The 13,123-nt window shown below is 54.8% G+C and carries 14 protein-coding genes; 3 read left to right on the top strand and 11 right to left on the bottom strand.

Annotation, left to right across the window (positions count from 1 at the left end):
• Positions 1 to 21: 21 nt before the first annotated feature.
• Genes SIB66_RS03205 through queC form a run of 3 tightly spaced genes read right to left on the bottom strand, consistent with a single transcriptional unit; the run spans position 22 to position 2,896 of the window.
• The gene (locus SIB66_RS03205) at positions 22 to 882 is read right to left on the bottom strand and encodes an aminotransferase class IV (RefSeq protein ID WP_063407599.1); all 861 of its coding nucleotides are present in this window, start codon (positions 880 to 882) and stop codon (positions 22 to 24) included.
• Complete coding sequence (locus tag SIB66_RS03200) at positions 879 to 2,219, bottom strand: anthranilate synthase component I family protein (RefSeq protein WP_063421797.1); 1,341 nt, start codon at positions 2,217 to 2,219, stop codon at positions 879 to 881. Before SIB66_RS03200 ends, SIB66_RS03205 begins: the two co-directional genes overlap by 4 nt.
• Positions 2,216 to 2,896 (bottom strand): 7-cyano-7-deazaguanine synthase QueC, encoded by a 681-nt coding sequence (gene queC / locus SIB66_RS03195; RefSeq protein ID WP_063407720.1) that lies wholly within the window; start codon positions 2,894 to 2,896, stop codon positions 2,216 to 2,218. The genes SIB66_RS03200 and queC overlap by 4 nt, the downstream gene beginning before the upstream one ends.
• Before the next feature lie 27 nt (positions 2,897 to 2,923).
• On the opposite strand from queC, the gene SIB66_RS03190 reads away from it, so the two are divergent.
• Both SIB66_RS03190 and SIB66_RS03185 read left to right on the top strand, forming a co-directional pair.
• Entirely contained in the window at positions 2,924 to 3,142 is a 219-nt protein-coding gene (locus tag SIB66_RS03190; RefSeq protein ID WP_236070421.1) for an ecotin family protein, read from the top strand.
• The gene (locus tag SIB66_RS03185) at positions 3,121 to 3,456 is read left to right on the top strand and encodes an ecotin family protein (protein WP_236070420.1); all 336 of its coding nucleotides are present in this window, start codon (positions 3,121 to 3,123) and stop codon (positions 3,454 to 3,456) included. The genes SIB66_RS03190 and SIB66_RS03185 overlap by 22 nt, the downstream gene beginning before the upstream one ends.
• A gap of 3 nt (positions 3,457 to 3,459) precedes the next feature.
• On the opposite strand, the gene SIB66_RS03180 is transcribed toward SIB66_RS03185, so the two are convergent.
• The 6 genes from SIB66_RS03180 to gcvT form a co-directional block, all read right to left on the bottom strand.
• Positions 3,460 to 4,140, bottom strand: coding sequence for a 7-carboxy-7-deazaguanine synthase QueE (locus SIB66_RS03180; RefSeq protein ID WP_063407597.1), 681 nt, complete (start codon positions 4,138 to 4,140; stop codon positions 3,460 to 3,462).
• Complete coding sequence (locus tag SIB66_RS03175) at positions 4,137 to 5,813, bottom strand: CTP synthase (protein WP_063407596.1); 1,677 nt, start codon at positions 5,811 to 5,813, stop codon at positions 4,137 to 4,139. The genes SIB66_RS03180 and SIB66_RS03175 overlap by 4 nt, the downstream gene beginning before the upstream one ends.
• A gap of 37 nt (positions 5,814 to 5,850) precedes the next feature.
• On the bottom strand, positions 5,851 to 6,240 hold the full coding sequence (locus SIB66_RS03170) for a Dps family protein (protein ID WP_236070419.1): 390 nt from the start codon (positions 6,238 to 6,240) through the stop codon (positions 5,851 to 5,853).
• 122 nt (positions 6,241 to 6,362) lie between these two features.
• Positions 6,363 to 7,493 carry an RNA polymerase sigma factor, RpoD/SigA family gene (locus tag SIB66_RS03165; protein WP_063407594.1) on the bottom strand — a complete coding sequence of 377 codons (1,131 nt, stop codon included), beginning with the start codon at positions 7,491 to 7,493 and terminating at the stop codon, positions 6,363 to 6,365.
• Positions 7,494 to 7,561: 68 nt separating this feature from the next.
• Positions 7,562 to 9,382 (bottom strand): aspartate--tRNA ligase, encoded by a 1,821-nt coding sequence (gene aspS, locus SIB66_RS03160; protein ID WP_063407593.1) that lies wholly within the window; start codon positions 9,380 to 9,382, stop codon positions 7,562 to 7,564.
• A gap of 82 nt (positions 9,383 to 9,464) precedes the next feature.
• Positions 9,465 to 10,589, bottom strand: coding sequence for a glycine cleavage system aminomethyltransferase GcvT (gcvT, locus tag SIB66_RS03155; RefSeq protein WP_063407592.1), 1,125 nt, complete (start codon positions 10,587 to 10,589; stop codon positions 9,465 to 9,467).
• Between the two features lie 140 nt (positions 10,590 to 10,729).
• Here gcvT and SIB66_RS03150 point away from each other — a divergent pair, with 140 nt between their 5' ends.
• Entirely contained in the window at positions 10,730 to 10,975 is a 246-nt protein-coding gene (locus SIB66_RS03150) for a hypothetical protein (protein WP_063407591.1), read from the top strand.
• 98 nt (positions 10,976 to 11,073) lie between these two features.
• On the opposite strand, the gene speB is transcribed toward SIB66_RS03150, so the two are convergent.
• A complete protein-coding gene (speB, locus tag SIB66_RS03145; protein ID WP_063407590.1) occupies positions 11,074 to 11,997 on the bottom strand; it encodes an agmatinase in 924 nt (307 codons plus the stop codon).
• Complete coding sequence (gene speE, locus SIB66_RS03140) at positions 11,997 to 12,857, bottom strand: polyamine aminopropyltransferase (protein WP_063407719.1); 861 nt, start codon at positions 12,855 to 12,857, stop codon at positions 11,997 to 11,999. The genes speB and speE overlap by 1 nt, the downstream gene beginning before the upstream one ends.
• Positions 12,858 to 13,123 lie beyond the last annotated feature (266 nt).

Raw genomic sequence — 13,123 nt, 5'->3', positions numbered from 1 at the left:
GAGATGTTTAGGGCTGGGGCATTAATCTGTATGTCTGGGAGCAGTGTCAGTGTTGTTGGCTTTTAAGAGGGAGTTCCAAAGGCCTTCAGGATTCGACCATGCTCTGAGCAGATGATCATCGAGCTTCACGATGGGTTGGCAGCTGAGGCTATTAATCAGTAGCCATTGATCATCTTTTTCTGGTGTGGCTTCTAGTTGAGTTTCTTGCAGCCATCCTTGTTCGAGGCCCTGTTGTCGCATGACACCTGGTAGACAGCCACTAGCAATCCGAGGTGTGAGCCAATGATTGTTTCGTCGCACGATGAGGTTGGCGGTACTGCCACAACAAAGTTCACCGCTTGTGCTGAGCAGGATGGCCTCATCGCAATTCGCTTTCTGTGCTTCGTGGCGGGCCTGTATCGCTTGACCGTAGGCGAAGGTTTTGCAACGACTCAAGCGACTATTGGCGTTGCGACGCTCATGGCAACTGATGATCGTCGTAAGTGGAGTAAAGCAGGGCTCCACTGCATTCAGCTCTAGCCAGAAGCGATGGGTTGTTGAACTCGGGTTGCTCTGGGGCAGACTGATGCCTCGGCTTGACCTATCGCCACGGCTCCAGTTTAGGCGCAGGGCCCCATTGCCATTGTCCAAGTTGCATTGTTTCAGGCCCTCTTTGATCAGAGGTGTCAACCATTTCGCTGTAGGCGGGGGGGCCATCTCTAGCAGGCATGCGCTGGTCTGCCAGCGGCTGAGATGAGCATTGAGGAGTTGTGGATGTCCATCAAGGATCAGAATTGTCTCAAAGATGCCATCGGCAAGCTGCAGGCCTCGATCTCCTAGCGGAAGAGCGAGCTCCGCAGTGCTACCCCAGCTGCCATCGATCCAGGCAATCTGGTTTTTCATTGCAGTGCCTCCAGTAGTGGCAGCAGTTTCCAGTTCAGCTCATCAGCTTCGCAATAGGGGTCGGAACCGGTCACGATGCCGCAGCCGGCATGGGCTCGTAAGGTGTTGCCCTCGAGCAACATCGAGCGAATCAGAATGCTGCTGTCGAGCTGCCCATCCCAGTTGAGATGCAACAACGAGCCGCAATAGGGCCCGCGTGCTGTTGGTTCCAGTTCGTTCAGCCGCTGACAGGCGCGCAGCTTGGGGGCACCGCTGATGGAGCCTCCCGGCCAACAGGCTTGTAGTAGGTCTACCCAAGATTGGTCTGATCGAAGCCGTCCTTGCACTACTGAGGTGAGGTGATGCACATGGGGATAGCTCTCAAGGCTTACCAATTTAGGCACTGTGATGGAGCCGGATTGACAGACTCGCCCTAGATCGTTGCGCAATAGATCGACGATCATCACGTTTTCAGCTCGGTCTTTGCTGCTGCAAACAAGATCAGCTGCCAGATCAGCGTCTTGGCTTTGATTGGGGTGGCGTGGTCGGGTCCCTTTGATTGGTCGCGTTTCAACTTCTCCTGTGGGGAATGCTTTTAGGAAACGCTCTGGAGAGGCGGAGATCACGGCTTCACCTTTTGCAAGGCCTGCAGCTATCACTAGGCCGGCAAAGGGAGCTGGGTTGTGGTGGCGAAGTTTTAGGAAAAGGTCTACGGCGAAGCTTTCTGAAGGGATCGTGGTGGTACAGCAAGCGCTGAGATTGGCCTGGAAAATATCGCCGCTGGCAATCCAATGTCTGATCTGCTGCACATCACGTGCATAGTCAGCTCTAGTGGTGAGCCATTGCCATGCATTGACGGGAATGTTGAGGTCTGTTGTTGCAAGTAACGACTCATCTTTGCTGCTTTTAGGTGCATCTTCAGGTGGGTTGGCTTCTAGCCAGTTAGCTAGTTCTTGCAGTCGTTTGGGATCACACCCTTCGATCCATAGCTGATGCTTTTGAAGGTCGAATCGCAGTACAGGATCATGTTGCGCCATCCACAGAGTCGCCATGGAATCTGCTTTCCAGGGATTTTTGGGTTCTATCCAGGCTGCTGCTTCGTAGCTGAGCCAGCCTGTCCAGTGTCCTGGTTCTAGATCACGTAGGGCTTCGAATGGGTTGCTGGCGTCTTTTTCGCCAGGGATGCCTCGGCAACAAATCTGATGAATGGGATCGACTGCCAGAGTCGCCCAACGACCTAGACCACTGCCGTCTCCATCCAGCCAGACAAGCCCAGCTTCTCCCCAAGTTTTGGCGAGTTGTTTTGCCAACTTCGCTGGTTCTTGCCAGCGGCAAAGTCGCCGCTCCAGAGAAGTCATGGTGTTGGCTTGCTGCAGAGATCTGATCTGCCAGCCTCGCTCAAAGCTGCATCGCGGATGCGGCAGCTGTCGCATATGCCGCAGGCATGATCACCTCCGCTATAGCAACTCCAGGTTTTATCGATTGGTACCCCTAGCCTCAGCGCCTCTTGCACAATTCGTTTCTTGTGCAAATGCATGAGTGGAGCCCAGAGTTTGATCCCATGTCCTTCACGGCCAGCTTTATTGGCCAGATCAGCCAAGCTCTGATAGGCCTTGAGATAGTCAGGTCTGCAGTCTGGGTAGCCGGAGTAGTCCATTGCATTGACCCCTAATACCAGCTGATTGGCATTGCGGGCTTCGGCAAGACTGAGGCCAATGGCAATGAAGACCGTGTTGCGCCCAGGTACGTAAGTGTTGGGGATCACTCCGTCCACGACTCCTTCACTGGGTACTGTTTGCGTTAGATCGGTGAGGGAGGAGCCTCCCCAACTGCCAAGGTTGACACTGATTACATGGTGTTCGGTTAGACCCATGTGGGCCGCTAGCGCGTCAGCGGCTTGCAGTTCTTTGCGATGTCGTTGCCCGTAATCGAACGAAAGTCCGATGACCTTTTGACCTGCTTCCACTGCCAAGGCAGCGGCAGTGGCGGAATCAAGACCTCCTGATAGCAGGGCAATGGTTGTTGAGTGGATCATGCTGGCCATTCTCTAGCGCTTGTTGGTATGCAGGCATCAATTCAGAACAGAATCTTTTTCGGGCTGGTTGTTTTGTGGTCGACGACAGTGTTGGAACCCCTGCGGGCAATACCTCGAATGGATTTGAATGATTACCCGCAGCCGATTGCTGGACAGCAACGCTGGGTGATTCAGCTCCCAGGGTTGCTAGCAAAAGTTCTGATCCTGGCCTGTCCACTAATGCTGTGGATTGGCGGGTCCAGTTGATTGTGGGTCGAACGATCCAATTGGACTGCAATCAGTATCACTTGGCTGGTCAAGGGCTGAGGATGGAGCGGCTTCAAGGAGCTGAGCAGCGGATGCTCTATAGCGTTGCAGGTGCAGTCAAGGTGATGTCCACCCGCATGGTTTGTCCTCCTGATGAGCCGATGCGTGAGAGCTTTCTGGTTTTTGGCAGTAAGCCCTATTTGGTTCCCTATAACGCCTCCTTCCCGATCGTCGTTGATGTACCTGGTGGCTTAGAGGTGCGTTGGCGGTTGTGGAAGGCTGAGATCACTCAGCGGGAGGCAACCAAGCTTTGAGGTTCAACGTATACCAAGCCACTTGTGGGTTTGCATGCTGAGTCTCCAGGTGGGATGACTTCGTACGTGCTCGAAAGCTAGTTGTTGACCTGTTGTTGTCTCCCAGCCAGGTTGAAGGAAAAGGAGTGGTTCCTTTGATGTGTTGCTGAGGTGTGATTGTGAGGTGTTGTCGTTCTTTCTCGCTTCTAAGGCAGCTTTGGCCATGTCTTCGGCGAAGTTCAGATCGTCTGTTTCATGAACTACAACTTTAAGCTCATGACACGCTGCTAATAAGTCTGTGCGAGGTGGCGCATGGCGTTTTGGCGAGAGAGTGATCCATGTGGGAACACCGCTGAGCTGATTCACTCCGCTGGTTTCTAGATGGATTGGCAATGGCCCGCCGTGGTTTGGTGCTGTGGCAATGCGTAGTGCCTCACATAGGGGCGCGATGTTGTGTTGCAATGGCTCACCCCCGGTCAACACCACAAAGGCCGCGCCATCTTTTGCTGCTGTTGCTGTTTCCTCTGCTAGTTGTTCAAGCGTGATTTGCGGATGGTTTCTCGAGTTCCAAGAGTGCTTGGTGTCGCACCATGAACAGCCGACATCACAGCCGGCGAGCCTGATGAAGAAGGCGCTGCGACCGACATGGGCTCCTTCTCCTTGTAGGGAATGGAAGGTTTCTACTACCGGCAGATTGCCGGTCATCCAATCCGGCTGGGTTGCTCCTGAGCGGAGATGTTGGTCTGGCTTTGTCGGCGTAGGGCTTCGTCAGGTGAGGCTGGTAGCCGTAGTTGAGCTGCCTCAATCAATCCCCGGAAGAGGGGATGGGGTTTTCCGGGTCGGGAGAGAAATTCAGGGTGGTATTGGCAGGCTGTGAAGAAGGGATGACCTTTCAGCTCGATCAGTTCTACGAGGCGTCCATCGGGTGAGCTACCGCTGATGGTGTAGCCGGATTCAATAAATAGGTTGCGGTAGGAGTTGTTGAATTCATAGCGATGGCGGTGGCGCTCGTAGACAACCTGTTCGCCATAAAGCTTCTGTGCCAACGTGTCTGGTGCGATGCGGCATGGATAGACTCCAAGCCTCATTGTGCCGCCTAGATCGACTACGTCTTGTTGCTCTGGCAGGAGGTGGATAACAGGATGGCTGGTGTTGGGCTCCAGCTCGGAACTGCTGGCTCCAGTGAGTCCTGCCTGGTTGCGTGCCCACTCGATCACAGCGCATTGCATGCCTAGACAAAGCCCTAGGAATGGCACTCGTTGTTCTCTCGCCCAGCGAATGGCAGCAACTTTGCCATCGACGCCGCGGTTACCGAAGCCTCCAGGAACTACAACAGCATCCATTCCTTTGAGTAGGCTTTCAGGACCATGCGTTTCGATCTGCTCGGCGCAGACCCAAGACAGCTCGAGGGAGGCATCTTGGGTGAGGCAGGCATGGCGCAGGGCTTCTACTACTGAAAGGTAGGCGTCGTTGAGTTGCACATATTTTCCGACTAGGGCCACCTTCACAGCGGGACCTGGGTTGCGCAGCTTATGAACCAGCTGAACCCAGCTTTTCATGTCGCTGTCATGGTCAGTCAGGTTGAGTACATCCAGCATTTCTAGACAGAGGCCCTCTTCCTCTAGTGAGATGGGTACGGCATAAATGCTGTCGGCATCAAGGGCAGTGATGACAGCCCGGTTTGGTACCCCGCAGAAGCCTCCAATTTTGCTCTTTAGGTCTTCATTGATTGGGCGGTCGCTGCGGCAAACCAGTACATCTGGTTGTATGCCGATTGCGCGCAGTTCTTTGACGGAGTGCTGTGTGGGCTTGGTTTTGAGTTCACCGGATGTGCCGATGAACGGGAGTAGGGTTACATGGATGTAGGCAAGGTCGTTGCGTCCTACGTCACCACGGAATTCACGGATTGCTTCGAGGAAGGGCAGAGATTCGATGTCTCCGACAGTGCCGCCGATTTCTGTGATCACGACATCTGCGCCACTATTGGCTGCTACTCGGTGGATGCGTTCGCGAATCTCACCAGTGATGTGGGGGATCACTTGCACAGTGCCGCCGTTGTAGTCGCCGCGCCGTTCCTTATTGATGACTGCTTGATATATCGAGCCAGTGGTTACGCTATTGAGGCGTGACATTGCTGTGTCAGTAAAGCGCTCGTAGTGGCCAAGATCCAAGTCGGTTTCGGCGCCGTCTTCGGTGACGAACACTTCACCATGTTGAAATGGACTCATGGTGCCTGGGTCCACATTGAGGTAGGGATCCAGCTTCAGGATCGAGACGCTGTAGCCACGCGACTTGAGTAGGCGACCAAGGCTCGCGGCCACAATTCCCTTGCCGATGCTTGATACGACTCCACCGGTAACAAAGACGAACTTGGCCATGAATTTCAGGCTGATTCTTTAAGTTAGCTCGGCTTTCTCATGCTTCCAGCAGGCTGCGCAGCATCCAGGCGGTTTTTTCGTGAATCTCAAGCCGCTGGGTTAAGAGATCGGCGCTGGGCTGGTCATTGGCGGCTTCAGCCAGTTTGAAAATTTCCCGAGCGGTGCGTGCCACTTCTTCATGACCATCGACCAGCTCGCGCACCATCTCGAGGGTGGCGGGATGGTGCTCCGCTTCCTTGATCGAAGCGAGTTGTCCGAGGGTATTGCCGCCGAAGGGTGCCAGAAAACCAAGGGCACGAATGCGTTCGGCGATCACATCGAGGGCATTCCAGAGCTCGGTGTATTGCTCCATAAACATCAGGTGGAGCGTGTTGAACATCGGGCTGGTTACGTTGCAGTGGAATCCGTGGGTTTTGCCGTAGAGCATATAGGTATCGGCGAGAACCCTTCCAAGGCCGTCAGAGATTGCCTGTCGTTTGTCTGCTGGGATGCCGATTTCAAGGAAGGAGGTCTGAGGTATTGAAATTCAGTGCGTTTGTGAAGTGTTAATCAGGAATCGAGATTTTGAATGTAGTCCCGTACCTTGCAGCGACGTTGCGGTTGACGCAATTTCAAGAGGGCATGGGTTTCAATCTGACGCACTCGTTCTCGCGATAGATGCATTGCCTCGCCAATTTGCGTCAGGGTTTGCGGAGTGTCGTCTTCAAGTCCAAAACGTCGTCTGATGACTGTCGCTTCGCGGTTGCTTAGTTCATCCAGCAAGATTTCAAGGTCGTTGTGCAATTGATCGCGGGTGAGTTTCTCCTCTGGGGTCGCGTTGCTGTCTTCCAGCAGATCGCCGAGTTGGCTGTCTTGTTCTTGGCCTATTCGAGTGTCCAGGGAGATAGAACGTGGAACCCTCATTAGGGTTAGGCGCACTGTTTCTTCACTAAGGCCAAGAGCCTTGGCGAGCTCGGCAATCGAAGCTAATCGTCCTTGGTTGCTAGCAATCTCCTGTTGAACCCGTTTGATGCGGTTGAGTTTTTCGGTGATGTGCATCGGCAGTCGGATCGTCCGACTTTGCGTCGCAATGGCCCTGGTGATGCCCTGACGGATCCACCAGTAGGCGTAGGTGCTGAAGCGGAAACCTCTAGTGGGGTCGAACTTCTCTACTGCGCGTTCCAAGCCCAGGGTGCCTTCTTGCACCAGATCCAGCAGCTCTATGCCCCGTTGTTGATATTTCTTGGCTACAGCCACCACAAGTCGAAGATTGGCCTGGATCATCTGATCCTTGGCACGCCGACCAGCTCGCAAACTTCGCTTGAGTTCCAAGGGATCAAGACCAGTCAGGGCTCCCCAGGTTTTGTAACCAGTCTCGATTTTCTCTTGCAGCTCGGCCAGGCTGAGCCCAGCAGCCATCGCCCATTCCTGTTTGGTGGGCCAGTGGCATGAATGGTTCGCTTCTCGTTGCTGCAGCTCCTCCAGTCTTTGTAATTCTTTGATCGCTTCTTGGTTGGAGGCCAGTTTCCTTTCCTGTTTGAGTAGGGCTTCCCTGCGCTGCACAAGTCTCGCCAGGGTCACTTCCTCTTCATTGGTTAGTAGCTCTACGCGTCCAATGTCCTGCAAGTAGAGACGCACAGGATCTGTGCTGCCGCTTCTGCGGACTCGGGAAGTCTTGGTTTGCTGGGGGCTGCTCTTCAAGTGTTGCCCGCGAAGATATGCCTTCAGGGTTAATGAAGACGCCCCTTGTTGTCTGGAATGCGCTGAATCTATTCGGGATCGACCCAGGTGCTTTCTACATGCAGTTCCTCTAATTGATGGTTGGAGACACCTGCGGGGGCTTGGGTCATCAGGCAGCGAGCTTGTTGGGTTTTTGGGAAGGCAATCGTGTCGCGGATCGAGTCTTCTCCTGTGAGCAGCATGACGATCCGATCCATCCCGAATGCCAAGCCGCCATGAGGTGGGGCTCCCATCTCAAGGGCATCGATGAGGAAGCCGAATTGTTGATTTGCTTCTTCTAGGGGCAGACCGATGGTTTGCAGCACTTGTCGTTGCAGTTCGGCATTGTGGATGCGCATTGATCCGCCGCCAAGCTCCAGCCCATTCAAGACAAGGTCATAGGCCTGAGCACGGGCTTGAGGTAGGCGCTCCATCCAGGCGTCGGGATCGTCGCCTAGATCGTCTTTATTTGGTGCACAGAAGGGGTGATGGAGAGCCTCAAGGCGGTTTTCTTCTGCGTTCAACTCGAACATCGGGAAGTCCACGACCCAGAGGAACTGCCATAGCTTGTTGTCTTGGTCTGTGGGGATCAGGCCCAGCTCGCGGCCCAGGAATTGCCGCACCCGGTCAAGGGCGCTGTTGACGGTGGCGGTCTTGCCCGCTCCGAACAAAATCAGGTCACCCGCTTTGGCTCCAGTCTGTTTCAGCAGGGCTGCCTTTTGTTTGCTGTTGAGGTTGTCTTTGATCGCACCGATGCTGTCGATCTCATCGGAATCGCGTACACGGATGAAAGCCAGGCCACCGGCCCCAGCTTTTTGGGCTTCGTTGAAAATGTCTCCGCCGGGTTTGATGCGCACGTTGCTGATCAGGTCGTTCCCGTTTGGCACAGTGATGCACTTCACGGAGCCTCCAGCGGCTATGGCCCCGGAGAAGACTTTGAAGCCCATGTCTTTGAGGATGTCGCTGACATCATTGAGCTCCATTCCATAGCGGGTATCGGGCCGGTCGGTGCCGTATCGGTCCATGGCCTCATGCCAGGTCAATCTTGGGAAGGGAAGTGGTAGGTCGATGCCTTTCACTGCTTTCCAGATGGTGGCGATCAGTCGTTCATTGAGCTTGAGGATCTGTTCTTGATCCATGAAACTCATTTCGATGTCCAGCTGGGTGAATTCCGGCTGCCTGTCGGCGCGTAGGTCTTCATCGCGGAAGCAGCGAGCGACTTGGTAGTAGCGCTCCAAGCCGCCCACCATGAGTAATTGTTTGAACAGCTGGGGGGATTGAGGCAGAGCAAACCATTCACCGCTGCATACCCTTGAAGGCACTAGGTAGTCGCGGGCTCCTTCGGGCGTGGAGCGTGTGAGAACAGGAGTTTCCACTTCGATGAATCCCTCGTCTTCTAAAAAACGACGAGCCGTTTTAATGGTTGTGTGGCGTAGCTGGAGATTGCGGCTCATTCGCTCCCGGCGCAGATCCAGGTGGCGGTGACGCAGACGTAGCTCTTCTTTGACGGGTTCTTCGTCGTGAATCGAGACCGTAAAGGGCAGGTTGCCTGTGACGGGGTTGAGTACCTCGAGACCATTGGCTAGTACCTCAATCTCGCCGGTGCTGAGTTTGCTGTTGATTGCATCGGCCGGCCTGGGTCTGACCAGACCCGTGATCTGCAGGACGGTTTCATTACGCAGGCTCTCTGCGCTTGCGAAGAGCTCAGCACCTTGATCGGGATCCACGGTGATTTGTATGGTTCCACTGCGGTCTCGCAGATCGATGAAGATCACTCCGCCATGGTCTCGACAGCGGTCAACCCAGCCACACAGTTTCACGTTGGAGGCGATGTGCTTACTGCGCAGTTCGCCGCAACCGTTGCTGCGCATGGGGAAGGCTTCAGGATGAAAAGCGAGTTTCCCACAGGGGCTTGTTGCCGCTTATTAGAACGACCCGTTTTGGCGATGGCCTTCAGCTAAGGGAAGGACGGCGATAAAAGGGGCGCTTCACCACCGTTGCCCGGTGGTGCTTGCCGCGGATCTCTACCTCCACTTCGTTACCGATGCGGGCTAGAGCTGTGGGTAGATAGCCCAGGGCTATCGCTTCTCCCAGACTGGGCGACCAGGTGCCGCTTGTGATTTCTCCCACTTTGTTGTTGTTGTGAAGCAGTGGGTATCCATGACGGGCTATGGCTCGTCCAGACAGCTTTAGACCGACCAAGCGGCGAATGGGGCCTTGCTCTGCTTGTTGCTCTAAGGCAGTTCGACCCATGAATGGAGCAGGCATTTCCAGGTGTACCAACCAGCTGAGACCAGCCTCGAAGGGTGTTGTATTGATGTCCATGTCCTGTCCATAGAGGTGCATTGCTGCCTCTAGACGCAGGGTGTCACGGGAACCGAGTCCGCATGGGATGACTCCTTCGGCGAGCAATTTGAGCCAGAGGGCTCGGCCGGCTTCTGCCTCCAGGAGCAGTTCAAAGCCGTCTTCGCCGGTGTAGCCAGTTCGTGCAACGAAGACTGAAGAGGGATCTTCCGCTCCCAGGCCGTAAAACTGGACTTGGCGATGGCCGAAGCGGGGAAGGCTCGCTAGTGATTCGCCACTTAAGCGTTCCAACACCTTGGTCGCTTGGGGTCCTTGTAGTGCCAGTAAGACGCCATTGTTCTTGGCATCCGAGAGTGCGATGCCTGCGTGCTGCAAATGTTGCTTTAACCAGATGGTGTCGGTTTCGCTGCAGGCTGCATTAATCACAATCAGCAGGCTTTGGCTGTCTTGCTTATTGGTGCCAAGGTCGTAAACGACTAGGTCATCGAGAATTCCGCCTGTTTCGTTGAGCAGCACCGTGTAGCAAGCCTCACCTGGACCGATGCGATTGAGGTCGGTTGGCACTAGTGCCTGCAAGGTGTCTTTGGGGTTGGTTCCTTCGAGACGCAGCACTCCCATATGAGAGATATCGAACATTCCCACCTTCTGACGCACTGCCTGATGTTCTTGGAGCAGGCCAGAGAACTGCACTGGCATGTCCCAGCCGGCAAAGGGCACCATCCGGCCTCCTGCATCTCGGCAGAGGTCATGGAGGGGGGTGTGTTGCAGATTCACGGGCTGGACGTTGCAGTGCCGAAATCCTATGGAGGGTGCTATCTGGTTTGCAGAAGCGGAAGGAAAGTCGCAGATTTGACGATTTCAGTAGTCCAATCCGTCAACAGTCCTTACCCTGAGCGTCATTCGGGGATTGAAAAATGTCCACGAGAGCCAGCTGCAAAACCTGTGAACACTGTGGTACCAGTCAGTTGGCGGCTGCAGGTTGGTGTCGTCTTAGACAAATCAGCGTGCATCCTGAGTTGGCGCACGTTGCTCTGTGTCATCACTGGACAGAACAAGCCCCATCACTGCCATTGTTGAAGGAGAAAGTGACTGAAACTCAGATGGACCGGCAGCTTGAGCTTGGTCGTACTTTGGTTGGTTGTCTTAGTGAGGATCTTTGATCAGGGGATTCAGGAGCTGTTCTTACTCTTGTTGGATGTTTTCCGAGCTGCTTTGAGTGTTCGAAGATTCTGCTCGAAATTCTGCTGAAGCAATGCAGTCAGGGTGCTCGCTTTTGCTCAGTTGCTGCAGACAGGCTGAGCAGCATGAGCAGGCTGCGGGTCACCTTGGCGCCAAGCACACTACTCATCCCTGAAGGATCGAGTTGGGGGGCGAGTTCCACCACGTCGGCGCCGACAAGCTGATGTTGTCGTAGTACATCCACGACGGCGGCAAAATCGCGCCATAGAAAGCCGCCTGGTTCAGGTGTGCCCGTCCCTGGCAGGACGGATGGGTCGAACCAATCCAAATCCACGGTGAGATAGATGGGTTTGCCTTGATGGGGTGCAAGGGCATTAGCGAGCTCAGTGGCCGCTTGGCCGGGGTTGTGGTTCACCAGCCGTTGTTGGTCGTGTAGCTCTTGAAATTCTGCGCGAGTGCCACTGCGGATTGCTAACTGCAGCAGCTGAGTGCTGGGCAGTACCTCGAGGCAACGGCGCATGGCACAGGCATGGCTGTGTTGCGCCCCTAGATACTCTTGGCGGAGATCTGCATGGGCATCGAGTTGCAACAGCACGAGATCTGAATGCAATTCAGTGATTGCAGCCACTGCGCCGGAGCTGATCGAGTGCTCGCCGCCTAGCATCAGCGGCCTGAGACCCATCTTCAGCACGTTTTGGGTGGCTTTTTTGACTGCTTCTACAACGGGCTTAGGGTCGCCACAGGGAATGTCAAGGGCGCCAAGATCGGTGAAGGCAATCTCTTCTAGATCCAGATCAAGCTGTGGGCAGTAGGTCTCTAGGCCATTGCTGACGTCGCGGATGGCTACCGGACCGAAGCGGCTGCCTGGGCGGAATGAAGAGGTGCCGTCGTAAGGCACGCCAAACAGTCCGACGTTGCATCCGACAGGGTCGCGACTGGCAGCCATGAAGATCGCACCTTCGCTGTCGAATCTTGCTGCAGTGGTTGTTGTGTTTTGGGGCATCAAGTCAGCTCCCGTTCAATGAAAGCTGGGATGGCTTGAAAGGCACCCTGTTGCCAGCGGGGGCTCCAGATTTCACAGCCTGCGGAGATGGCGGCTGCTCTTGCTGGGAGTGGGTTGCGATAACGAGGTCCATCGATGGCGGCGAAGGTCCAGCTCCACCAGCCGCTTGGATACATCGGCACCCAGCCGTAAAGGGGGTCGGCATGGCCGAAAATTTGACGGATCAGACGCACAGTGTCGATGTGAACCTGACGGAATGCTTCTGGTGATTCGCTTTGAGTAGCAAAAACTCCTCCGGGCCGCAGGATGCGTCGGCAATGCTCAAAGAAGGTTTGATTGAAGAGACCTTCTGCGGGTCCAGTCGGGTCTGAGCTGTCCACGAGAATCACGTTGTAAGAGGCCTCTGCTGCATTGGCCGTCCAGGCAATGCCGTCTTCCAGGTTGAGCTGTAAGCGGGGATCGCTCCAAGCATGGCCTCCAAGGCTGGGCAGATGCTTTTGGCTCAGTTCCACGACTCGGCCATCAATTTCCACCATATCGAGGTGTTTGACGTCTTGGTAGCGCAGGCACTCCCTTGCTGTGCCGCCATCGCCTCCCCCAATCACCAACACCTTTTCAAGTTGGGCAGCGCTACACAGAGCTGGGTGAACTAAGGATTCGTGATAGTGGCGTTCCTGGTGTTCAGCGGTCATCCAGCAGCCGTCGAGCAACAGCCCTTTCCCGTAGCGGCTGCTGTCGATCACCGTGATGCGCTGGTATGGGCTTTTTTCATCAACCAATACACGGCCTTGAAGGCCATAGCGAACACCCCGGTGGTGTTCATCGATCCAGCCACTTGCTGTTATCGAAGGGCTGTCCATGGCAAGGAGGCCTAAAACTCTCTTCCAGCTAAGTCCCCCGTAGGGCTTGGATGCCAGCGTGGGTCCATGGTGCAAGACCTTCTGATCACGAATCGCTTGTTGATTCCCACTGCTGAACTGCAGTGGTGTTTTCAAGGGCTTCTGGGCCTGGAGGGCAGGCGAGCAAAGGAATTGACTTAATTCAATGTTTTGAGTCCTTTTTGGTTGTTCTGTCCGAAGGACATTGTTTTGTACTTAGAAGTGCATCTTTGCATAAATAATTAACG

The sequence above is a fragment of the Prochlorococcus sp. MIT 1318 genome, from assembly GCF_047304505.1.
Classification (GTDB): Bacteria; Cyanobacteriota; Cyanobacteriia; order PCC-6307; family Cyanobiaceae; genus Prochlorococcus; species Prochlorococcus marinus_D.
The sequence above is the reverse complement of the archived record's forward strand: the minus strand, read 5'-3'. Positions and strand labels throughout refer to the sequence as shown.

Coding starts and splice junctions, on each gene's coding strand:
- SIB66_RS03175 (WP_063407596.1), bottom strand. CDS start 5,813: ATGGCCAAGTTCGTCTTTGTTACCGGTGGAGTCGTATCAAGCATCGGC.
- speB (WP_063407590.1), bottom strand. CDS start 11,997: ATGCCCCAAAACACAACAACCACTGCAGCAAGATTCGACAGCGAAGGT.
- aspS (WP_063407593.1), bottom strand. CDS start 9,382: ATGCGCAGCAACGGTTGCGGCGAACTGCGCAGTAAGCACATCGCCTCC.
- SIB66_RS03205 (WP_063407599.1), bottom strand. CDS start 882: ATGAAAAACCAGATTGCCTGGATCGATGGCAGCTGGGGTAGCACTGCG.
- queC (WP_063407720.1), bottom strand. CDS start 2,896: ATGATCCACTCAACAACCATTGCCCTGCTATCAGGAGGTCTTGATTCC.
- SIB66_RS03200 (WP_063421797.1), bottom strand. CDS start 2,219: ATGACTTCTCTGGAGCGGCGACTTTGCCGCTGGCAAGAACCAGCGAAG.
- SIB66_RS03170 (WP_236070419.1), bottom strand. CDS start 6,240: ATGCTCTACGGCAAAACCCACGGATTCCACTGCAACGTAACCAGCCCG.
- SIB66_RS03150 (WP_063407591.1), top strand. CDS start 10,730: ATGTCCACGAGAGCCAGCTGCAAAACCTGTGAACACTGTGGTACCAGT.
- SIB66_RS03190 (WP_236070421.1), top strand. CDS start 2,924: ATGCAGGCATCAATTCAGAACAGAATCTTTTTCGGGCTGGTTGTTTTG.
- SIB66_RS03180 (WP_063407597.1), bottom strand. CDS start 4,140: ATGACCGGCAATCTGCCGGTAGTAGAAACCTTCCATTCCCTACAAGGA.
- speE (WP_063407719.1), bottom strand. CDS start 12,857: ATGGACAGCCCTTCGATAACAGCAAGTGGCTGGATCGATGAACACCAC.